The organism is Segatella copri (genome assembly GCF_009494835.1).
GTDB classification, from domain to species: Bacteria; Bacteroidota; Bacteroidia; order Bacteroidales; family Bacteroidaceae; genus Prevotella; species Prevotella copri_F.
This window is the reverse complement of sequence record NZ_VZBE01000020.1, coordinates 21,856-44,809: the sequence shown is the minus strand read 5'-3', so window position 1 is coordinate 44,809 and position 22,954 is coordinate 21,856. Positions and strand designations below refer to the sequence as shown.

Genomic DNA, 22,954 nt, shown 5'->3' with positions numbered 1-22,954 from the left:
TTTTAAAGGGTTAGCAAAAATTAAGCCTCTTCTGCGTGGTTAGCTTCGTATGTCTGAGCAATTGAGTAACCTACCTCGTCGAGTGCGTATGTCAACTTATCTACCTTGTTGGTGAATGTGTTGTAAGATACAACGGCACACCATGATGTCAAGATACCGAATGCGGTGTTGATCAACGCCTCAGAAATACCTACAGAAAGTGCTGCTGAGTCAGCGCCACCACCTTCACCCATGGCCTGGAATGACTTGATCATACCGGTTACAGTACCGAGAAGACCTGTCAAAGTACCAAGTGTTACGATTGTAGCGATGATAGGCAAGTTCATTGTCAAAGTTGGCATCTCCAACTGAGTTGCCTCTTCGTGAGCCTGCTGAATCTTAGCTACCTTCTGAGCCTTCTTCAAAGATGCGTTAGCACCAGACTCCATAGACTTGTAAGCGTTCAAAGAAGCCATAACAACGTTAGCTACTGTACCGCGCTGCTTGTTGCAGAGCTGCTCAGCCTTAGCGAAGTCATTTGCGTTCAAAGCTGCCTTGATGTTTGCAACGAACTTAGGAAGAGCACCTGTACCTGTAGCGGTCTTAAGAGCCAACCAACGCTCGATTGTCATAGCCAACACTGTGAGCAACAATGTGTGGATAACTGGTACGATTACACCACCTTTGTAGATAGTACCCCAAATGTCTGCTGGGTGATCCTGTACACCTGGATCCTGGAAGTGCATGTCATTACCGAACCATGTGAAGAACAATGTGAATGCGATGATAGCACATACCACGATGATCCAGAATGCGCCTCTTACTCCCTGAAAGCCCTCAGACTTCTTAGCTGGGGCTGCTTGTTTTGTAGTTGCCATAATTTTACTTTTTTTAAATTATTAGTTAATAAATTATTAATATTTTCTTTTTTTTCTTTCTCGCTTCGTAGACCTTGAATGTGTCGTTTGTCAATAAACACAGTTGGGTTATCTATTTTGCATTGGCAAAGATAATAAATTAAAGTTTACTATCAGCCTAATTAAGAAGTTTTAACGAGATATTGGCTTATTTTATACCAATATCTCGCTTTTTTCTTACATTTTGACCCTTGAAAATGGTCTTTGAGCCATTTTTATTTCAACTTACCCAAAGCTTCCTTGATGCGCTTGATAGCTTCAACGATGTTCTCGTCGCTTGTTGCATAGCTCATGCGGAAACAGTCTGGATCACCGAATGCGTCACCACCTACGGTGGCTACATGTGCTTCCTCGAGAAGGTACATGGCAAAGTCGGTTGAATTGTTGATGGTCTTCTCACCATTGCTCTTGCCAAAGTAGCTGTTGCACTTAGGGAAGAGATAGAAGGCACCCTGTGGCATGTTTACCTCAAGGCCTGGAACCTCTTTAGCCAACTTTACAATCAGGTTGCGTCGGCGCTCGAAAGCTACGCGCATTTCCTCTACTGCACTCTGGTCGAGTGTGTAGGCTGCTTCTGCTGCCTTCTGGCTGACAGAACATGTACCGCTGGTATACTGTCCCTGGAGTTTGTTGCAGCCCTTGATGATCCATTCCGGACCAGCCAGGAAACCGATTCTCCATCCTGTCATGGCGTAAGCCTTAGATACACCATTGGCAATGATAACCTGCTCCTTCATGCCCGGTTCCTGAGCAATGCTGTGGTGCTTGCCGATATAATTGATGTGCTCGTAGATTTCATCTGCCAACACAAATACTTCAGGATGCTTCTTGAGTACTTCTGCCAGTGCAGCCAGTTCTTCCTTAGAGTATACGCTACCGGTAGGGTTGCTTGGAGAACAGAGAATGAGCATCTTGGTCTTCTCTGTAATGGCATTCTCCAACTGCTCTGCTGTCATCTTAAAGTCCTGGTCGAAACCGGCATTTACAATGACCGGAGTACCCCCTGCCAATTTCACCATCTGTGGGTAGCTTACCCAATATGGTGCAGGAATGATAACCTCGTCGCCTGGATTTACGAGTGCCAATACAGCGTTGCAGACGCACTGCTTACCACCAGTACCAACGATTACTTCATTGGTAGTGTACTCCAAACCATTCTCGTTCTTTAATTTGGCTACAATTGCTTTTCGCAAGTCAGGATAACCTGGTACTGGTGAATAACGGGAGTAATTCTCGTCAATAGCCTTCTTTGCTGCCTGTTTGATATTGTCAGGAGTGTTGAAGTCTGGTTCACCTACGCTCATGTTGATTACATCAATACCTTGAGCTTTCATTTCACTACTCTTCTGTGACATCGCCAGCGTTGCTGAAGGTGCCAATCTGTTTAAACGATCAGATAATTGTGCCATAATTTTATTCTTATATTTGTTTATCGTGTGCAAAAGTAAGCAAATTATTTCTTTTTCGGAAGAAAATTGAGCATTATTTCATGTTTTGTATTGAAATAATAACATAATTTTATTATCCGAGGTGCAAAGTGTGCCCCATGCGGTCTCTCTTGGTCTTGAGATAACGCTCATTGTACTTGTTTGGTACAACTTCGATAGGTACATTTTCTACGATTTCCAAACCGTATGCTTCGAGACCTACGCGCTTTACCGGATTGTTGGTGAGCAGACGCATTTTGTGTACACCGAGATGACGGAGCATCTGTGCACCGCAACCATAGTCGCGCTCGTCTGGCTTGAAACCGAGATGGGTATTGGCGTCAACGGTATCGTAGCCTTCTTCCTGAAGCTTGTAGGCTGCAATCTTGTTCATCAGACCGATGCCGCGTCCTTCCTGCTGCATGTAGACAACAACTCCCTTTCCTGCCTCATCTATCATCTGCATGGCCTTGTGGAGCTGCTGACCGCAGTCACAACGCTTGCTGCCCAGAATGTCGCCAGTAGCGCAAGAAGAGTGAACACGGACCAGGATAGGTTCGTCTTCTTTCCATTCTCCCTTGATGAGTGCCATGTGTTCCAGACCATTGCTAGACTGGCGGAACGGAATGAGGCGGAAGTGGCCGTATTCTGTAGGCATGTCAACCTCTTCGCCCACTTCGATGAGTGATTCTTTCTTGAGTCGGTATTCTATCATGTCTTTAATAGAAATAACCTTGAGGTTCCATTCCTGTGCCATCTTCATCAGTTCTGGCAGACGTGCCATGGTGCCGTCTTCATTCATGATTTCCATAAGTGCGCCTGCTGGATAGAGGCCTGCCATTTTACAAAGATCGATGGCTGCTTCTGTGTGTCCGCTTCTTCTTAATACTCCGTTATCTTGTGCGTAGAGCGGATTGATGTGACCCGGTCTGCCGAAAGTCTGTGGGGTAGAATTCGGGTCGGCAAGTGCTTTGATGGTTTCGGCACGGTCGTGTGCAGAAACACCGGTAGAGCAGCCTTCCAGTTTATCTACGGTTATGGTGAATGGTGTTCCCAATACAGAGGTGTTCTCTGAAACCTGATGAGGCAAGTCGAGCTCATCGCAGCGGCTCAGGGTGATAGGGGCACAGAGTACACCTCTTGCGTGTTTCAGCATGAAGTTTACTTTTTCTGCGTCTATCTTCTCTGCGGCAATGATGAGGTCGCCTTCGTTTTCGCGGTCTTCGTCATCAACAACAATGACGAACTTTCCTTCCTTGAAGTCTTTTACTGCATCTTCGATGCTATTTAATTTGATTTCTGACATGTTTGATACCTTATTATATAGTTACATTTTTCTTTTTCTGTTCTCTAATCCGTTGGATGATGTCCGTATTGGTCTGACTGATGACCTTGAGGTCACGGAACAGTCGCAGTCGGAATCGCCACATTCTCAAGTACAACAGTGTGCCCACAGGGAAGATGATGGCTGCAATGATGTTGAGCCATTTCCGCTCGAATGGGCGTGTATGTGCCTTGACAGAAAGAACCGGATATTGGTTCATGTCGTGCAGGATATACTTGTTGGCGGTGTTGGTCAAATCTTCTATAACCTCTTCCAATTCTGCATTGATTCTTTCTATCTCATGATCAGGCTCGTATTTGAAGAATACATTGATGACGTTTGGAAGATGAACCAGTTTGTGTTCCTTATTATATAAGGTGATGTCTTGGTTTATTCTTTCCAGTTTCTCTGCATCCGTCTGATAATCCGGATCGGTGATGATAACTTCCTTGCCGAAGTAATGGCGTTTCTGTCGTAAACCGAGCAGTTTCATGAAGAACTCTTTGTAAACATCCATGTTGAATACGGAAGAGTCGTTGGTTGCCTTGTAGGTTACGAAGATAGCCAAAGGCGTCAATACTGCCGGTGCAAGACCTTTACCGAACCAGATGGCCCACATTCCGCTTCTCGACATTCTGTATCCTGTGTTGTCGAGGATAAAGAAAACGATGAATACAAGTACGGAGATGACGACAGGGAAACCCAGACCTCCCTTTCGGATGATGGCTCCTAATGGTGCTCCGATAAAGAAGAATATGAGACACGAAAGGGCTAGGGTGAACTTGTTGATAGCCTCAATCTTGTGCTGTCTTATCATGTAGTCTGCATCGCTCGTTGACATCGATTTGAAATCAAGGTCAGAAAGCTCCTGTTGTACGGTAGACTGTGCCTGGTTTACCGCCATGAGTTTCTTGTCCTGTGGCAACTTATTATATAAGGTGTCGAAATTGAGTTTTTCGCCCTTCTTGATTTCTTTGAGTGAATCATTTTTGTTGATGCGCTGTGCACTTCCATAGAATCTCGCATTGGCTTCGTTCAGGTAGATTCTTCCGATTGAATCATATAATTGGTTGAGCGAATCGATGTCGTGGTTGATTTTCTCCAGACTTTTACCCTTCGCATTTCCTGAAAGCGAAGCTGCATCGGTCATACTGAAGTCTCCATCAAAGTCGAGAATGATTTTTTTTGAAACGAAAGTCTCTCGTCTGTATGGTACGGCAGCAGTATTGGCAAGTGCACTGCTTTGCATGTTCTCAAACCATTCTCCGCTGTAGAGACTCAGAACAAGATGCTTCTTTTCTGCTGTACTCTGGAGCATGCCGGAATCTGCCAATATGATGGCGGCATCTTCATAGCTGTCGGTCATGCGGTAAATCATGATGCCGTAAAGTTTTCCGGTTTTCAAATCCTTCTTCTGCACATAAAGGTTGCAGTTTGGAATACCATCATAGAAGATTCCTTCAGGAATTTCCAGTTCCGGGCTTTTCTGTTTCATGGAAATCAGAAGTTGTGCCAGTTTCATGTTCGACTTAGGTCCCACATTGTTCTGGAAATAGAATGAGCCAAACATGATGATGACGGTGATGACGATAAGTGAGCGGAAAGCCTGCATCAGTGAAATGCCGGCAGCCTTGATGGCTGTAAGTTCCGAACTCTCGCCGAGATTACCGAACGTCATGAGTGAAGACAGGAGAATAGCCAATGGCAGAGCCTGCGGTACGAGCATCAGGCCCATGTACCAGAAGAATTGAGCCATCACATCCATCGTGAGTCCCTTACCGATGAGATCATCAATATATCTCCACAAGAACTGCATCATCAGCACAAACTGGCAGATGAAGAAAGTTCCCATGAAAAGGAGACCAAACTGCTTGGCAATAAATATGTCTAATTTCTTAATTCTAAGCATTTCAATATTCTGTTGTTTCAGACCTTTTCTTTATTTAAAATAATAGCAGGTCTGTTATTCAGCGTGCAAAGGTAATATAAAAAAATAAGAAAACCTTTATTTTTCGTTTTTTTTATATATATAATTAGGTGAAAGTGGGGCTGGAATGTGAGAAAAATGAGAAAATAAAACTTTTTTTGAAAATTTCTGCCGAAAAATTTGTTCAATTCAAATAAATGTATTACCTTTGCACCCGCAAATGAGAAATCAATTGCTTGGATGGCGGGATAGCTCAGCTGGTTAGAGCGTCGGATTCATAATCCGGAGGTCGAGGGATCGTGGCCCCCTCCCGCTACAAGATGAGAGACATCAACTTTTTAGTTGATGTCTTTTTTATGCTCTAAACTTTTCCACACTTATTCACTTCTCATAGATAAGTTATCCACATATGTGTTGATAACTATGTTATTTCGTTGGTTATCAGATGTTTTTCCTGTTGGTAACTGATGTGGAAAAGATAAATATGAAAGATTTTCCTATGTTTTTCTTGGTGTTTTCAGAATAAAATATTTGCAAAAAACTGACCAATGGGGCTAAAATACAAAAAAAAAGTTGTATATTTGCAGCGGTAAAGTTTTATTTTTAGGCATTTGTTGAATGCCTCTTCTTTATAAACATAGAAATTGTATAAGCTGTATGAAACGAAAATTACACCTTATTATATATGTAGCGATTATCGTGTTGATGACCGGTTGTGCTCAGCAGCCTAGGAAGTATGTCATTGGCGTATCCCAGTGTTCGGAAGATATCTGGCGCGATAAACTGAATGATGAACTGAAGATGGGCGAGTATCTCAACGATTCGCTTATCGTGAAACTGGCTTCTTCCAACGATGATAATGTGTTGCAGAATAAGCAGGTTAACCAGTTTATCGATGAGGGCGTAGATCTGCTTATCGTATCTCCTAATCAGCTGAGTGCTATATCCAAGTCGGTAGAGCGTGCTTACGATAAAGGTATTCCTGTGATTCTCTATGACAGGAAGACCAATTCTGATAAGTATACGGCATTTATCGGCTGCGATAACTATACGATAGGTAAATCGATGGGAACTTTTATCGCCCAGCAGCTTCAGGGAAAGGGCCGCATCGTTGAAATCAGAGGCTTAGAGGGGTCTTCGCCTGCTTTGGAGCGTCATCGTGGTTTTATGGATGCTATCAAGCCTTATCCTGGGTTACAGGTTGTAGCCTCTGAGGGAGGAAACTGGAAAGAAGAGGGTGGAATCCAGGCGATGAAACGCATATTGAAACAGACACAGGACTTTGATTATGTCTTTGCCCATAATGACTGTCTTGCCTGGGGAGCTTATGTGGCTGCCCGCCAGATGAGGGTAAAGCGTAACTATAAGTATACCGGAGTAGACGGCATGGCTACCGAAGGTGGTGGTTTGGAACTTGTGCGCGATGGTATTTTCGAAGCCTCTTATCTTTATCCTACCAAGGGTGACGAGGTCATAGCGCTTGCCATGAAGATATTGAAGCATCAGCCTTATGAACGCGACAATTATCTGAGCACTTCTATCATAACCCAGGCAAATGCTGCCCTTACATTGATGGAGGCTAGAGATGCCGAGCGCCAGGCGCACAATCTGAAGACTTTGCATAAGCAGGTAAATCAGTATCTGTCTGATTATAACTCACAGAAAGTCATGCTCATAGGTCTGTGTCTGTTCCTGCTAGTTTGCCTTGCAGCTGCGGCTTTAATTTTCAGAGGTTATCTGATAAAGGTGAAACTGAACGAAACATTGGCTAAGACAAATGGCGAACTGAAGCGACTGAATGTAGAATTGGGTGAAAAGAATGGAGAATTGAAACGATTGAATGAGGAGGTCTTGGAACTCACTCATTCCCGTCTGGTATTCTTTACCAATATCAGTCATGAACTTCGCACGCCTTTAACCCTGATAGCCGACCCGGTAGAGATGCTGCTCGAAGATACCGGCCTCAAGGGCAAGAGCCGCGAACTCTTGAAAATGGTGCAGCGTAATGCCCTTGCCCTCCAACAGTTGGTAAGTAACATTCTTGATTTCCGTAAGATTCAGAATGGCAAGATGGAACTGAAACTCTATCGCTTCGACATTGTGAAGACCTTGACGATGTGGGTGGGCGACTTCCAGCTTGCTGCCGAGCGCAAGCAGATCAGATTGCATCTGGATGTTGATGACTTGAAAGGCAGCCATGAAATGATTGCCGATCAGGAGAAGATTTCCCGTATCGTGTTCAATCTGTTGAGCAATGCCTTGAAATATACGCCTGCTGGTGGCGAAATCTTTGTTTCGCTGAAAGATGAAGGTGCCAATCTCCGTCTTGATGTGAAAGATACGGGCAAGGGTATCTCGCAGGATGAGGCTGATAAGATCTTTGAACGCTTCTTCCAGGCCAAGGGTGCTGCCAGCGGTACGGGTATCGGTCTGGCTCTGGTGAAATCATTTGTAGAGTTGCATCATGGTGAGGCTAGGGTAGAAAGTGAACTGGGAAAGGGCTCTGATTTTATCGTTGTCATTCCTCGTGAGCAGGAGGGTGATTCACAAGTTATCCACAATGATGTGGATATTGTGGATAACTCTGTAAATACTTCTGCGTCAACTGGTAAGAATATTGTAGATGAATCTGTTTTGCAATATATTGACGATGGAGACAGAAGTCGTGGAAAAGTTCAGCGGTTGGTAAGCGAGAATACCAATCGTCCTACTGTTCTGGTTATTGATGATAATACTGATATCCGTCAGTATGAGCGTACTCTTTTGCAGGATGAGTATATTGTTCTTGAGGCCGCCGATGGTAAAGAGGGTCTGGCTGTCGCCTTGAAAGAGGTGCCTGACCTGGTGATTTGCGATGTGATGATGCCTGTTATGGACGGATTGGAGTTGACAGAACAGCTGAAGACGAATACGGCTACCTCCCATATTCCTGTTATTATGCTTACGGCGAAGAACCTGGAGGAGCATCGCGCAGAGGGTTATGAGCATGGAGCTGATTCCTATATTACCAAACCATTCCACAGCAAGGTGCTTCTCGCCCGTATTGAGAATCTCTTGCGACAGCGTCAGCTCCTGAAGAATCTTTATCAAGGTTCTAAAGAGGCTGAGAAGGAGATTTCTGAGGCTCATCTGGAAGACCGTGACAGGCAGTTCCTCAAGCAGCTTCAAGCTATTATCCAGAAGAATCTTTCTGATAGCGAGTTTGGAGTTGAGGATATGGGACAGCAGATTGGCTTAAGCCGTGTGCAGCTCTATCGCAAGGTGAAGGCGATGACAGGCTCTTCTGTTGTTGACTTACTCCGTAAGGCTCGCCTTGCCAAAGCTAGGCGTTTGCTCGAAACCCGGAGCATGAGTGTCTCTGAAGTAGCCTATGAAGTGGGCTTCTCAGCGCCGTCTTACTTCACAAAATGTTTCAAGGAAGAGTATGGAATGTTACCTGGTGATGTCGGTAATGTGATGAAATAGAGAGAAATACGCTATACCTGAAGTGTAAAATCTGTGAATATATGGATAAAAATCGTTCATTTCCTAGCATAAAAGGTACATTGTATCATTTTTGTCACTATTTGAACGATAATTATACCTGAGTTTCGCCGAAACTTACTACCTTTGCACCAGAATTTAGAAGTTTATAAATTGTTTCATGCAGAAATAGTTGCATTTTCATAGGTTTAGGTTTTATGTTTTAAGGTTATAGGATTGAGTATTCATTAAGGTAAGTAGTTTTCTTTAAGGTAAAAAGTTTTGTTTTGGGAAATAAGTAGTAATGAGAGAAAGCAGCTGTATAGACGGGATGTCTGACAGCTGCTTTTCGCGTATTATCTGGTTTGTTACTTTTTAAGCGGGCATACTATAGCTTTTTAAAGGAGGCTTATTCCCAATCTTCGAATTCCAGTTCCAGTTCTTTGTATTCGGGTTTGAAACTGCTGTTCTCCTTATCTTGCTTCCTGGCTTCTTCTGATGAGGCGTTGCTTACGGACAGACCAAGCAGGCGGATGGGATGAGCAGAGGAGTAATCTATCAGTTTCAGTAGCCGTTTGGCAAGAGGTAGAATATCATCCTTCTTTTTCAGAACCTTTTCTTGTGAGATGCTTCGTGTTATCTGGGTGAAATCGGCAAACTTCACCTTCAGCGTCAGGGTTCTTCCTTCGAAACCGCTTTTGGCGATGCGCTCCAGCAGTTCGAGTACAGTATGGTACAGTTCGATAATCACAGCCGTTTTTAGATAGATATCTTCCAGAAAAGTCTGTTCGCAGCCTACCGATTTCCGTTCCCGGTAGGTGATGACAGGTCGTTCATCTATCCCCCTTGCGAAATCATAGAAGATGTGTCCGGCTTTTCCGAACACTTCTACCAGATGTTCTTCGGATACTTTCCTCAGGTCAGCTCCGTTGAAGATACCCATAAAATGCATCTTTTGCAGTGTTTTCTTGCCCACACCCCAAAAATCCTCTACAGGCAGCTGGGCAATGAAATCGAGCGCCTTGTCGGGATGAATGGTGCAGATGCCGTCGGGCTTGCGGTAATCAGAAGCCACTTTGGCGAGAAACTTGCAGTAGCTGATGCCAGCCGAGGCGGTGAGTCCGGTTGCCTCCTTGATACGGTTTTTGATTTCTTTGGCAATATCCACCGCCAGTTCTATCCCTTTCTTATTCTGCGTTACATCAAGAAAGGCTTCATCTATGGAGATGGGTTCGATGAGGTCGGTATATTCCTGGAATATCTGATGTATCTGATGGGATATTTTAGCGTAATAATCATGCCGGCAGGGCACGATGATGAGGTTAGGGCAGCGCTGCTTGGCTTGAGCGATGGATTGCGCCGAGTGAACGCCATACTTCCTAGCCTCGTAGCTGGCTGTAGAAACAACACCACGAGGTCCGTCGAAGCCAACCGCTACCGGTTTGCCCCGAAGTTCCGGATTGTCTCTTTGCTCTACCGCAGCAAAGAAGGCATCCATGTCGATATGTATGATCTTTCGCTCAGTCATTCCTGCCTTATTTTTCCCAAAAGTACAAAAAAGATGCGTTTCCACAAAATCTAAGCTGTTTTTTATTGTTCGTTAACGTTTTCGGGTATTAGCCTACATGGCCCATCGAAACAGGCTGCGTTGAGCATCTCAAGTACTTGCGTTAGCCAACTCAAGTACTTGCGTTAGTCAACGAAGCTATCTGCGTCTGCTTCCGGAGTCGTCTCCGATAGCTTACGGAACCACTTGGGTAAGCTGAACCAAACACTTGACCTCACTGATTCAAGCACTTGACCTCACTGATTCAAGCACTTGACCTCACTGATTCAAGCACTTGAACTTATTAACTCAAGTACATCATGACACGCTCTTAATAGTCTGTAGTGATCTATATGACTCCCTTTGTCTGAAATAGAAAAGAGTTAGTTAAGAAGTAGAAACTAGCAGAAAAGTGTGAAATTCCGTTCATGTAATAGCAATTATGTTACAATGAACGGAATTTTTTATTCGATGAAATGATTTTTTAAGCCGCTGTTCAGACCTTTATGTATTTTTGCAGCAGAAATCAAAACATTAACGCTAACAAATTAAACATTTAAAGTATGAACAACTTATTAAATGGAAAGAGCGCAGCTATGATGCTTGCACTTTCATTGGTAAATGTTACAGCAGCTTTTGCACAGGATGATAATTCAAGTGCTAAGGAAGAGGGTAATCGTAATGTGATGCTCAATGCAGCCAGTGCGAATGGTCCTCGTGAGATTCAGATAGGCTTGCCTTCTGCCGATGTCAACGTTTTGGAGAATGGTTTGCCTGTTACTTACGCTACCAATCCTCATTCTGTCAATACCATCTGGCGTGGTGATGCAAGTTTGAGCCATCAGGGATTGCTCAAGATTGCCGAGACTGCCATCACTACCGGTAATATCGGTTATGCCGTGAACTCTTTCACCCAGAAGGGACAGAAAGGATTCAATGGTACGCTGAACTATAAGAGCAATCATTTCGGATTGCAGGAATTCTCTCTGAATATGAATGGTGATTTGGGTAAGGACTGGTACTACAGCTTTAATATGTATCAGGATTTCGACCCGGGAACCTTCAAGATCAAGTCAACTCCTTATCAGGACCGTACTCAGATTTACAAGGCTCTCCTCACCAAGAAGTATAACGGCAACCGTGGTGAGTTCACTGCCATGTATAAGTATGCCAACAGCCACAACGTGTATAACTACGCTACCCAGAGTGCTCCATTCATCTATGTAGGCGATGGAAGCGTAAAGGAATATGGCGACTTCAAGCTCGGTACCACCTCTTATCTTCCTATCGATAACGAGATGACTTACCGCAATATGCGTACCGGTAAGGTGGAGCAGACTTCTCTCTACGATGCCTGTCTGAACAAGGCAAGCGAGGTAACTCTGATGAATAACTACCGTTTTGACAATGGCTTGAACTGGAAGGCTACCTTGAAGTACGACCATTCACGTGGTGCGATGGTCTACCAGACTCCAATGTCTATCATCGATTTGAAGAGCGCTGCTAATCAGGGCGTATATAATTATATGTATCGCGACATCGAAGGAAAGACCAAGGCTTACGATGGTCAGTACATTCAGACCCGTATGTCATGTCTCAATGCCGGTAAGATAGATGAGGCTCTCTTCACCACCGAGCTTAGCAAGAAATTCAGTACATCCACCTTCCGCCTCGGCGTGAATGAGTGGTTCTATCATATTGATTATTGCTCAAATACAACCATGTATGATCAGAGTGTACCTGCTGATGGAAGTTATGCCCTGCGAGTTTGGGATGCAAAACAGCGCGACAGCTACTTCTACGATTTCAACAAGAATGCCTCTGAGTATTACAAGGGAAGCGAAAACAAGCTGGCTCTCTACTTCACCCACGATTGGGACATCACCAAGAAGTTCAATCTCTACTATGGTGCCCGTCTGGAGTGGCAGAAGCTGAAGGGTGAAAACGCAGCAGTGAAGAATGCAAAGGGTGAATTCGTAGGCCGTTTTGCCGATTACCATCTCGGTGCTAAGGCAGCAGATGGAACCGTGATTGCTCCGGCAGACTTGAGTTACAACTGGTTGAACTACGATTTCTCTGTAGCAGCAACTTATAAGTTGACCGATAACTTCGGCTTCACTGGCGATTTCACTTACATCGTTCAGCATCCTAAGTTCGAGGCTTTTGCCCCAGCTACATTGCCAAATACGGATAAGATTTCTGTACCACTCGGTCGTGCAGGTATCTACTACAATAATTCATGGTTGAGTTTGACATCGTTGTTCTCTTACATCTCAAAGACCAACAACAATGCAACATTGAATCTTCAGCATGGCAGTGAGATCAAGGCTGCGCCAATGGCTTTCGATATTCAGACATGGGGTTGGACAACTGATGCAGTGGCTCATCCTTTCAAGGGATTCGATTTCCACTTTCTCTTCACTTATCAGAAGCCAACTTACAAGAAATATGAGACATCGGTTACCTTCAGTGATGGTACCCTTGGCAACATCAATGCCACTGGCAATATCGTAGCAGAGATTCCTCAGATTCTCATCGAGTTGGACCCAAGCTACATGATTACCAAGGACATCAAGCTCTGGACCAGCTTCCGTTACTTCAGTAAGACATACGCCAACATCAACGAGGCATATTACTTCAACGGTCACTGGGAGACTTTCGGAGGTTTGAACTGGCAGGCAACCAAGCGTCTGGCTCTCGGCTGCACCGTAGTCAACTTCCTCAACCAGACTGGTGCCAAGGGTAGTATCGCAGGTGCCGAGCTGATTACTAAGGATGAGGCTAAGGGAATCAAGAATCAGATTATGACGGGTAGCTATCTTCGTCCATTCACTGTAGAATTCACAGCTTCGCTGAAGTTCTAATTAGTTCAAACATAATAAGATAAGGCAGTACTATATGATAATGTATAGTGCTGCCTTTTTCTTGTTTGGGTTTTGAACTTTGGAGAAAACGCTGTTTTCCATAATAAAATAGGTGAAAAGAGTGTTTTTATCAGTCATGATTAATAAAATAGAGGAGTTTTAGTGTTTGTCTTCCTAAAAGCGTCCGCAAAAGAAAAGTTTTAGGAATCAATTCCTAAAACTTTCTAAATAATCGTACTTTTAGTATGTAGATTCCTAAAAAATATGTATATTTGCAGCATGACATGTAAAAATACAAAAATGAAGAGAATAGAACGACATAACTATCTGCAAAAGCTGATAGCTTTCAAGGATAAAAAGCTTATCAAGGTGATAACAGGCATCCGCCGTTGTGGTAAATCGACCATTATGGAGATTTATCGTGACTGGCTGATAGCTCATGGAGTAATGCAAGAGCAAATCATCTATCTCAATTTTGAGGACTATGACTATTTTGAATTGCGAGACCCAAGAAAACTGTATTCTTATGTCAAACCTTTGATACAGGAAGATAAGATGACTTACATCTTTTTTGATGAGATACAGCATGTCACGGATTTTCCGGATATCATCAATAGTCTTAATTTGAAGCCAACAGTTGATTTATATGTGACGGGTTCGAATGCCTACATGCTTTCTAGCGAGATAGCTACACTCTTGTCTGGCAGGTATGTAGAGATTGCGATGCTTCCGTTGTCTTTCAAGGAGTATGCGGAAGGTATCGGTGGTACGGATCATCTTCCGCAGACATATATAGAATATGTGAGCAAGAGCAGTTTCCCATATACATTGGAGTTGGATACGGCGAATGAGATTAGCGATTACTTGAATGCTGTTTACAATACGATAGTGGTAAAGGACATCATGAGTCGAAATAAACTTTCCGATGTAATGATGTTGGAGAGCGTGATACGTTTCACGGCAGATAATATCGGCAATATTCTCTCGACGAAACGTATTGCAGACTTGATGTCGGCTGATGGGCGAAAGATTGACCAAAAGACCGTGGAGAAATACCTGTCAACCCTTTGCGAGTCTTTCTTCTTGTATGAAGTGAAGCGATATAACATCAAGGGTAAGCAACTCCTCAAAACTTTGGGAAAATACTATCTGGTGGATATTGGTTTGCGACGTATGTTGCTTGGCTCTCGCTCTTTTGATGCAGGGCGTATTTTGGAAAATATCGTTTTTCTGGAACTCTTGCGTCGGCAGAAGAAAGTGTATATAGGCAAGATGGATAACTTGGAGGTTGATTTTGTTGCTATCGACGAGAATGACATCACCTATTATCAGGTAGCTGCAACGGTAAGGGATGAAAAGACCTTGAAGCGTGAACTCGCTTCGCTTCAACAAATCAAGGACCAATATCCCAAGTATATCTTGACGCTCGATGAAGACCCGACGGCAGATTATGATGGTATCAAGCGAATCAATGCGTTGAAATGGCTGATGGGGGAAGTATAGTCTTGTTGTCTCCAAGGAAGTGTGAGGAAAAGAATCGTTCATGCACTGCAAAAGATGTTGCATGAACGATTTTTTGTATCGGATGAAACGAGATTTATATGATAATTCCTGCTTTATTCTTATCTTTGCAGCAGATTTAAACAATAATGCTAACAATTTAAAAAAGAAACGATCATGAAATCCAATTCAATGATTACCAAGGCTGCCTGCCTCATGTTGATGGCATCAGCTACAACTTCTGCCTTTGCACAGAAGATGAACATCGAACACAAGGGTGATACTACTATCATCAAGGTGGAGAATCCTACCAAGTATCTTCTTCTCCCTATCCAGGAAGAGAAGGATGAGGCCCAGGTTTTGCTCGATACAGGTTCTAAGGATGATACCTGGATGGACGTTCGCCTGGCTCAGAATGGTTCTGATTACTTCGTGCCATTTGCATTGGGCAAGGGTAAGACCGCTACCGTCAAGATTCTCGGTTTGAAGAAGGATGCCTTGGCACTCAGCTTGCTCAAGCTCAGCGATACATTCGATACTACCAACACCGATTACTATCGCCCATCTTATCACTTCACTCCGCTCTACGGCTGGATGAACGACCCTAATGGTATGGTGTATAAGGATGGTGAGTATCATCTCTATTTCCAGTATAACCCATACGGAAGCAAGTGGGGCAATATGCACTGGGGTCATGCTGTAAGCAAGGACCTAGTTCATTGGGAGCATCTCGACCCGGCCATCGCCCGCGACCCAGTAGGTCATATCTTCTCAGGTAGTTCTGTGGTAGATAAGAAGAATACTGCCGGTTTTGGCAAGAATGCCATCATCGCCATCTATACCAACAACAGTGTAAATCACGATGAGGTACAGTGCATCGCCTACAGCAACGATAATGGTCGTACCTTTACCAAGTACGAGGGCAATCCAGTGTTGACTCCATTCGACGGTTTGAAGGACTTCCGCGACCCTAAGGTGTTCTGGTATGAGAAGGGAAAGTGCTGGTACATGATAGTTTCTGCCGATAAGGAGACCCGTTTCTATAAGTCAAAGAACTTGAAAAAGTGGACTTATGTAAGCGCTTTCGGCAAAGGATTGGGTCAGCAGCCATGCCAGTATGAGTGCCCAGACTTCTTCCAGTTGCCTGTAAATGGTGATAAGAAGAAGATGAAGTGGGTGATGACGATGAATATCAACCCAGGCTGCTGGTTTGGTGGCAGTGCTACCGAGTATTTCGTAGGCGATTTCGACGGCAAGAACTTCACCTGTCCTGATGCCCACGATGTGAAGTGGCTCGATTGGGGTAAGGATCATTACGCTACCGTTACCTTCTCCAACACAGGCGACCGAGTATTGGGAATCACCTGGATGAGCAACTGGCAGTATGCCAACCTCACTCCGTTTAAGCAGAATCGTGGTGCCAATGGTTTGCCAAGAGAGTTGAAGCTCTACGAGAAGAATGGCAAGTACTATATTTCAGAGGATGTAGCTCCTGAGGTATATGCCTTGAGAAAGGATACCAAGAATCTGGCAGATGCTTCTGTAGCCGATGCCAAGGATCTGAAGGGTGTTGCAGCCAATATGAATGGTGCCTTCGAGATCGAGGCTGATGTAACTCCAGATGCCAACGGTATTGCCGGTATTGAGATTTCAAACAACAAGCGTGAGCGCACCATGATCTACTTCGATATGAAGCAGGGCAAGGTAGTGATGGATAGAACAGAGAGCGGTCTCTCTGACTTTGGTAAGCAGTCAGTTCCTCACGATATCGAGCTGGCTTGGGACAAGCAGCGTGCAGCAGAAGGCAAGGAGCCTGCCCGCATCGCCAACTCCATCAACTACAAGAACGATTTTGCGCTGGCTACCTGGGCTCCATTGAGCCTTTGCGAGGATGGCAAGAAGACCTATCATGTTGATATTTTCGTAGATAAGTCATCTGTAGAGCTCTTCGTAGATGGCGGCCGTATCGCCATGACCAACCTCGTCTTCCCTGTAGCTCCATACGAGAATGTGAAGCTCTACACCCAGGATGGCAAGGCTGAATTCAAAAATCTGAAGGTTCATAAACTTGGTTTGTAATCACGTAGATATTGTATGGTCGAATTGTAGGTTTAAATGTAAATAGTAATGAGTCGCAACCTGATAATATTTTAGGTTGCGACTCTTTTTTTCGGCTCAGGGGAGATTGTCCGTGGATAAAACAACCTCTGTTTCTTATTTACCGGTTTGCTGTTTCATTCCCTCAAAAAACTTTTGTTGCAATTGTTTGGCCAGTTGATTATCAGGGTTGAGTTTGAGAGCTTTCTCGTAATCCTGCATCACTTCCAGATAATAGCGTTGACCGTTTTGCCCAGGATTCTGTACGATGCGTACCATATAGAGAAAACCGCGCAGGGTACAGATGTCAGACGGGTCAGCATGCTTTATATTCTCCATCTTGGCAATAGTTTCTTCTGTCTCTTTTAGAAGATTTTCTGTTTGTGGAGCATGCGGATTCATCACGGAATAATTGAGACTTTGCAAAGCTATCTGAAACTTGGGCTGGATGCTATCAGGAAACATATCATCAATACGCTTCATCTCTGCAATACAATTAAGTATGCTCTCTGATGTCGGTTGCTGAAGTTTAGCAAGCGACTGTCCGATAAGTCCCTGCATTGTGAATTGCTGGGCATAGATAACTACAGATGTTGTCATGAAGAAGACTGACATCAATACGAATCGTTTAAAAGTTTGAAATGTCATATGCTTTATTATTTTTAAGTGAAACAAATATGCCTATATATAAAAATCTGTCTCTAGATGGAACTATCGAACGTCCGTTAGTATTATATCCGAAAATGTTTGTACGGCCGAGGATGTTGTTCAGAGAAGAATAGATAATGACCTTGGGACTTAGCAGATAAGTAAGGTTTATATCTACGCTATTATAATGTGGTGTCTTGCCAATAAGAAAATGACGTCCGCTTGCATACGATTCAGTCAGCCCGATGATTGCTTTGCCGAATGAATATTTTGCTGTCAATCTCAGATTATGCCTTGAGGCGTAGTCAGGTATTCGCTCTTCTGTGTATTCGTGATAGAATCGCTTGGAATCGTTGTAGGAATATGAAAATGCTGTGGTCAGATGTTTGAAAAGCGAATGCTCTTCTACAAAAATGTCTATACCTTTACTCTTTCCATATCCTTTCGGTTGGTAAATACCCTTTTTCCATAAAGGCAATCGCTGATATTTTTTCCAGTAGGGTTCTATTCGTATGAGTGTACCAGGCGACTTATATTGTATGGATAGGATAGCATGATCTGCCGTACTTTGTCCAAGAGATTTCTTGTTTGTTGCAAGATAGTCATCTTCTGGAGTCTGGCTATATCGACCGGTAGCAAATGAAAGCTGAAAATTCTTGTTAGGAATATAACATAGTGTAGCCCTTGGCATAAACAGCCAGTTGGCATGAGCCATATATTCTGTCCTTGTCGAAATATTCAGGAACAAATGGGGCATCATCCTCCATTGGGCATCAATATGAGCAGCAAGAATATTATAATCCAACTTGTAGCAATCGTTTTCGTACTCCATGAGGCTGTTTCGCTGATAGTCCTCCATTCCTGCCGATATTTTTAGTGCATCCGAGCAAATTTTGCGTATTTCTGTTTTCAGATGTATCTCATTCCTGAAGTTGTAATATCGGTCACCAGCAATCTTCGCATCTTCTATATCGTTGAATACCGATGAGCTTGCCATACCGCAAAAGAGCGTGTAGCCAGCACCCCACTGTGCCTTATAGGTTGTGTTGGCATAGATATTATTCTCTTTGAGCGAAAGGTTTTGGTTGTCTATATGCTGTCCTACAGATGTATAATCATAGCCAACGTATGTTTTCAATATTCCGGCATTTCGGAACTCATTCTTGTATTGTGATTCGCCAGATAGTTTTAGATAAGGCTTGTTGAAATCAAGCCTTTCTGAAAATAACTGATTGTAGATTCCCAAACTTGTCAGTGCGGCATTAAAGGATAAGCTGCTGTGGGAATATGCCTTGGTGCCACCGATGTTCCAGTCAACCAATGATGCGCTGACTCCATATTTGTCACTAGTTGCAGCATCTGATGTTTCCATAGGGAGAACGGAGGAAAGTGCTTGTCCATATTCTCCGCTATATCCACCAAGAGAAAAGTTGATACCTTTAAATATAAAAGGAGAGAATCGTCCACGTACAGCAGTATTTTCTGTGTTTGTACTATATGGAACAAGGACGTGCATTCCGTTAATGAAAGTCTGGCATTCTTCGCTTTCTCCACCACGGACATAGAGCTTTCCGTTTTCTCCCACTTTTTGAGTGCCGGGTAAAGTTTGCAGGGCTGCAACAATGTCCCCGCATGAATTACCTGCCATCACAACATCTAAGGCATCCATAGTCTTGAAGTTGTCACTTTTCCCGAAACTGTAAGTGCTGGCAGATATTACAACTTCTTGGATTGCCGTAGCTTTTTCTTTCATTTGGATAGAAAGATTATGTAACTTGCAGGCATCTGTAGTCTGCATATATTCTTCAAAACCAATCATGGTAATCTTGATAGACGCTTCTCCGGTTTTTGATGTGGAAAAGGAAAACCTGCCCAGAGAATCTGTCAGGCATCCATCAATTGTGCCCATGATGAAAACATTGGCACCAGCAAGCGGTTCCTGACCGCTTTTTACCATGCCTGATATGATGGTCTGTGCAGCCAGGTTGCAGACTGAAGTCAGCAGCAATGCGATATGTATTATTCGATGTTTCATGCCGCAAAGATACTGCATGAAACTGGAGTTACCAAATTCTTAGGATATACAACTAAAACTTATGATAGAAAGCTAGTTAAGATGCCGAATAACTAAGTTGAAGGACAAATAACTATGTAAGATAAGTCTTTAACTTGGGCACAAATCTTCGGGAAACGGGTATGATGTTTGTGCAATTTCCGAGAGTCAGTTGATAACCATTTGAGTTGCCTCGTGCCGAAGTGATATTATTCACATTGACTGCAAAAGAACGGTGACATTGGAAAATGTTCTCAAACTCTTTCAACTCTTCAAGAGCATGGGTTAGTGTTGTATGGATATCAACAGCAACAACATTACCTTCTTTTAGAAAACAGACGGATACATTGTTTTTCTGTGCTTCCATATAAAGTAGATCGTTGATGGCAATCGACAGATTGTTTCCTCTTACGTTAGTATCATGGATGGTAATAGATACGTCTTCCTGTTCCTTTGTTGTATTGCGCAACAACTCTTCCATTCTCTCTCGTAATGTTCTGTTGTATTGCATTCCGATAGATAATGTCGTAAGAAATATGCCTATGATAATAGTCCAATTTAGAAACAAGAGAAACAGACTGAATGTAATCGTATAATGAAACAAGTATGAGAATAGAAGGAAATTACCGAAGGCAATGATGAAAATCAGTCCGAGTATAGCTACTCCTTCATGCCAGATACGCCAGGGCTTGATAGTTTGATGCAAATACTTCAATATCGTTGCAGCGTATGTTATGTGGCATCCAAAAGTTACCAGTCCGAATAATGTAGCAACAAAGCATTTGTTACCTTGATATAAGCAGAGTCCAAATGGCTGCAGAAAATATAAAATTACCCAAATGATGAAGCCAAAGATGCTACTATCTTTTAGCAAGTGTTTACTCTGTTTAAAAGGATATGTTCGAGTTAGAAACGACATGTTGAATCTGATTTATTTAATTAACGCAGCACTATCATTTATCTTCTTTATCAGGGTGTACCTAAGCTACTCTGTTGGTGCACCGGGATGCTTGCCATATCCAGACATTTTGTTTATTATCGTGCTGTAAAAATAAAACAAAGTTCTGAATGACACTGCAAAAGTACAAATAAAATTTGAGAAACGCACTTTTGGAGACGTTTATTTTGGTAATGAAGCATTTATCCTACTCTGTTCGACCTCTCGGGAAGAAAAGTCCTTGTGCCACAAAAAGGACACATTTATATTATGGGCAACAAGAAAGTCGTATGGTAGGAACGTGTGTTTCGGATAAAATATAATAAAAGCCGCAGTTTGTAAACGCAAACTGTGGCTTTTTCGTTTTTTTATGCTATCTTTGCACACAGATAGTGTTTTTAAGGATAGATCATGATGGAACAGCAAGTTAAACAAGTACCTTATGGGGTGGCAGATTTTGCTAAGGTAATAGAGCAGAATCTATATTATGTGGATAAGACGATGTTTATCCCGGAGCTGGAGAAGCAGCCTCGCAATCTCTTCTTCATCCGCCCTCGTCGTTTTGGTAAGAGCATATTCTTGAGTATGCTCTATTCTTACTATGACTGTACGCAGAGCCATAAGTTCCAGAGTCTTTTTGGAAATCTGTGGATAGGCCAGCATCCTACTCCTTTGCAGGGAAAGTATCAGGTGCTGTTCCTTGATTTCTCCCAGATTACGGGTAATATCGACAAGCTTGAGACGAAGTTTAATTCTTATCTCAGCATCAACCTCGATGCTTTTGTCCGTCAATACTCAGAATATTATCAGGCAGAGATGGAAGAAATCCTGGCGCAGGAAGATTTCGAGGAAAAGATGGAACTGATATTCAAGGCTGCCAAGGCGCACCAGTATCATCTGTATCTCATCATCGATGAGTATGACAACTTCACGAATGTCATACTCAACGAACGTGGTGAGAATGTGTATCATGCGATTACCCATGCCGACGGCTTTTATCGTGATGTCTTCAAAAAGTTCAAGGGTAATTTTGAGCGTATCTTCATGATGGGTGTGAGCCCTGTAACCCTGGATGATGTGACGAGTGGATTCAATATAGGTTGGAATATTTCTATCAAGCCGGAGTTTGATGAGATGCTGGGCTTCTCTACCACTGATGTGGTGGAGATGTTTACCTATTATAAAGAACATGGTAGTATTCCTGCCGATAGTGATATTGATGCCATCGTCAATGATATGAAGCCATGGTATGATAACTATTGCTTTGCTAAACAGGCATTGAAGAAGAAAACTCGTATGTTTAATTGTGATATGGTTCTTTATTACCTTCGCAATTATATGGATGCCGGATGTCCGCCTGAAGAGATGATTGACCCGAATACCCGTACCGATTACGGCAAGATGAAGAAACTCTTGCAGTTTGACAAGCTGGATGGAGAGCGTAAGGGCATTATCCGCAAGATAGCAGAAGAGGAGCTGATTGTTACGCAGCTTTATGAGTCGTTTTCTGCGTATCAGATTCCAAAGGCAGAGATATTCCCAAGTCTTCTGTTCTATTATGGCATGTTGACCATCAAGGGAACTCGTGGCTCCAAGCTCATTCTGGGCATTCCAAACAATAATGTCCGCAAGCAGTATTATGGTTATCTGGAAGAGGAGTATCAGGCAAAGGCTTATGTGGATGTCAACCAGCTCACCGATTACTATTATGATATGGCATATGATGGTAAGTGGGAAGAAGGATTGCGCTTTATGGCGGATGCCTATGCCAAGGTTTCTTCGGTGCGTGATGGCATTGAGGCTGAGCGAAACCTGCAGGGATTCTTTATGGCTTATCTGAATCTGAATGATTATTATATCACGGCTCCAGAGTTGGAGTTGAATCATGGCTATTGTGATTTCTTCCTTTTGCCAGACCTTACCCATTATGCCAGTCAGCATAGCTACATTCTGGAGTTGAAGGTTCTTTCGAAGAAAGATTTCTCTGCGATAGTTGAAGGTGAGTTCACGGAAGATGGCAAGCCTATGACCAAGGCAGAGAAACAGTGGCGTGAGGCTCTAGATCAGATTCATCGATATGCCGAGGCTCCAAGGGTTGAGGCTTTGCGCCAAGGTACAAAACTCCATCTCATCATCATGCAGTTTGAGGGGTGGGAACTTAAACGGATGGAAGAAGTATAATCCTATGATGTCTTAGGACTTTTTATTTTGATGATATCTATAACACTATTGTTTCTTAGCGTGTTACTGATGTAACAATGCAACATAAATGG

13 protein-coding genes and 1 tRNA gene are annotated in these 22,954 nt (G+C 43.2%); 6 read left to right on the top strand and 8 right to left on the bottom strand.

Features of this window, described 5'->3' with window-relative positions; translation table 11 throughout:
* Positions 1-20: 20 nt before the first annotated feature.
* From F7D47_RS03750 to F7D47_RS03735, 4 genes are all read right to left on the bottom strand, one after another.
* Positions 21-857, bottom strand: a complete 837-nt coding sequence (locus F7D47_RS03750; RefSeq protein ID WP_006849145.1) for a MotA/TolQ/ExbB proton channel family protein — start codon at positions 855-857, stop codon at positions 21-23.
* A gap of 254 nt (positions 858-1,111) precedes the next feature.
* Positions 1,112-2,305, bottom strand: coding sequence for a pyridoxal phosphate-dependent aminotransferase (locus F7D47_RS03745; RefSeq protein ID WP_006849146.1), 1,194 nt, complete (start codon positions 2,303-2,305; stop codon positions 1,112-1,114).
* Between the two features lie 112 nt (positions 2,306-2,417).
* A complete protein-coding gene (locus tag F7D47_RS03740; protein ID WP_022120097.1) occupies positions 2,418-3,629 on the bottom strand; it encodes a bifunctional 3,4-dihydroxy-2-butanone-4-phosphate synthase/GTP cyclohydrolase II in 1,212 nt (403 codons plus the stop codon).
* A 13-nt stretch (positions 3,630-3,642) separates the two neighbouring features.
* Positions 3,643-5,556: an LptF/LptG family permease gene (locus F7D47_RS03735; protein WP_153084823.1), complete on the bottom strand. Its 1,914-nt coding sequence runs from the start codon at positions 5,554-5,556 to the stop codon at positions 3,643-3,645.
* Positions 5,557-5,816: 260 nt separating this feature from the next.
* Between F7D47_RS03735 and F7D47_RS03730 the strand changes: the two genes are divergently transcribed.
* Together F7D47_RS03730 and F7D47_RS03725 are read left to right on the top strand one after the other, a co-directional pair.
* Positions 5,817-5,890, top strand: a tRNA-Met gene (locus F7D47_RS03730).
* 341 nt (positions 5,891-6,231) lie between these two features.
* Positions 6,232-9,039, top strand: a complete 2,808-nt coding sequence (locus F7D47_RS03725) for a hybrid sensor histidine kinase/response regulator transcription factor (protein ID WP_153084822.1) — start codon at positions 6,232-6,234, stop codon at positions 9,037-9,039.
* A gap of 406 nt (positions 9,040-9,445) precedes the next feature.
* On the opposite strand, the gene dinB is transcribed toward F7D47_RS03725, so the two are convergent.
* Positions 9,446-10,564 (bottom strand): DNA polymerase IV, encoded by a 1,119-nt coding sequence (gene dinB, locus F7D47_RS03720; protein ID WP_153084821.1) that lies wholly within the window; start codon positions 10,562-10,564, stop codon positions 9,446-9,448.
* A gap of 614 nt (positions 10,565-11,178) precedes the next feature.
* Here dinB and F7D47_RS03715 point away from each other — a divergent pair.
* From F7D47_RS03715 to F7D47_RS03705, 3 genes are all read left to right on the top strand, one after another.
* Positions 11,179-13,446, top strand: a complete 2,268-nt coding sequence (locus F7D47_RS03715; RefSeq protein ID WP_437181639.1) for a TonB-dependent receptor — start codon at positions 11,179-11,181, stop codon at positions 13,444-13,446.
* Positions 13,447-13,746: 300 nt separating this feature from the next.
* Positions 13,747-14,949, top strand: a complete 1,203-nt coding sequence (locus tag F7D47_RS03710) for an ATP-binding protein (protein ID WP_022120103.1) — start codon at positions 13,747-13,749, stop codon at positions 14,947-14,949.
* Positions 14,950-15,123: 174 nt separating this feature from the next.
* The gene (locus F7D47_RS03705; RefSeq protein ID WP_153084819.1) at positions 15,124-17,025 is read left to right on the top strand and encodes a GH32 C-terminal domain-containing protein; all 1,902 of its coding nucleotides are present in this window, start codon (positions 15,124-15,126) and stop codon (positions 17,023-17,025) included.
* A 135-nt stretch (positions 17,026-17,160) separates the two neighbouring features.
* On the opposite strand, the gene F7D47_RS03700 is transcribed toward F7D47_RS03705, so the two are convergent.
* The 3 genes from F7D47_RS03700 to F7D47_RS14700 form a co-directional block, all read right to left on the bottom strand.
* The gene (locus tag F7D47_RS03700) at positions 17,161-17,691 is read right to left on the bottom strand and encodes a hypothetical protein (RefSeq protein WP_153084818.1); all 531 of its coding nucleotides are present in this window, start codon (positions 17,689-17,691) and stop codon (positions 17,161-17,163) included.
* Entirely contained in the window at positions 17,672-19,726 is a 2,055-nt protein-coding gene (locus F7D47_RS03695) for a TonB-dependent receptor (RefSeq protein WP_194252665.1), read from the bottom strand. Before F7D47_RS03695 ends, F7D47_RS03700 begins: the two co-directional genes overlap by 20 nt.
* Positions 19,727-19,838: 112 nt before the next feature.
* Positions 19,839-20,225, bottom strand: coding sequence for a LytTR family DNA-binding domain-containing protein (locus F7D47_RS14700; RefSeq protein ID WP_194252664.1), 387 nt, complete (start codon positions 20,223-20,225; stop codon positions 19,839-19,841).
* Positions 20,226-21,095: 870 nt separating this feature from the next.
* Here F7D47_RS14700 and F7D47_RS03685 point away from each other — a divergent pair.
* Complete coding sequence (locus tag F7D47_RS03685) at positions 21,096-22,862, top strand: ATP-binding protein (RefSeq protein ID WP_194252666.1); 1,767 nt, start codon at positions 21,096-21,098, stop codon at positions 22,860-22,862.
* The last annotated feature ends 92 nt before the right edge of the window (positions 22,863-22,954 follow it).

What these genes read in the sequence shown, in the direction of transcription:
- F7D47_RS03725 (WP_153084822.1), top strand. Translation starts at nt 6,232, where the DNA reads ATGAAACGAAAATTACACCTTATTATATATGTAGCGATTATCGTGTTG.
- F7D47_RS03685 (WP_194252666.1), top strand. Translation starts at nt 21,096, where the DNA reads ATGGAACAGCAAGTTAAACAAGTACCTTATGGGGTGGCAGATTTTGCT.
- F7D47_RS03745 (WP_006849146.1), bottom strand. Translation starts at nt 2,305, where the DNA reads ATGGCACAATTATCTGATCGTTTAAACAGATTGGCACCTTCAGCAACG.
- F7D47_RS03705 (WP_153084819.1), top strand. Translation starts at nt 15,124, where the DNA reads ATGAAATCCAATTCAATGATTACCAAGGCTGCCTGCCTCATGTTGATG.
- F7D47_RS03715 (WP_437181639.1), top strand. Translation starts at nt 11,179, where the DNA reads ATGATGCTTGCACTTTCATTGGTAAATGTTACAGCAGCTTTTGCACAG.
- dinB (WP_153084821.1), bottom strand. Translation starts at nt 10,564, where the DNA reads ATGACTGAGCGAAAGATCATACATATCGACATGGATGCCTTCTTTGCT.
- F7D47_RS03735 (WP_153084823.1), bottom strand. Translation starts at nt 5,556, where the DNA reads ATGCTTAGAATTAAGAAATTAGACATATTTATTGCCAAGCAGTTTGGT.
- F7D47_RS14700 (WP_194252664.1), bottom strand. Translation starts at nt 20,225, where the DNA reads ATGGAAGAGTTGTTGCGCAATACAACAAAGGAACAGGAAGACGTATCT.
- F7D47_RS03700 (WP_153084818.1), bottom strand. Translation starts at nt 17,691, where the DNA reads ATGACATTTCAAACTTTTAAACGATTCGTATTGATGTCAGTCTTCTTC.
- F7D47_RS03695 (WP_194252665.1), bottom strand. Translation starts at nt 19,726, where the DNA reads ATGAAACATCGAATAATACATATCGCATTGCTGCTGACTTCAGTCTGC.
- F7D47_RS03710 (WP_022120103.1), top strand. Translation starts at nt 13,747, where the DNA reads ATGAAGAGAATAGAACGACATAACTATCTGCAAAAGCTGATAGCTTTC.
- F7D47_RS03750 (WP_006849145.1), bottom strand. Translation starts at nt 857, where the DNA reads ATGGCAACTACAAAACAAGCAGCCCCAGCTAAGAAGTCTGAGGGCTTT.
- F7D47_RS03740 (WP_022120097.1), bottom strand. Translation starts at nt 3,629, where the DNA reads ATGTCAGAAATCAAATTAAATAGCATCGAAGATGCAGTAAAAGACTTC.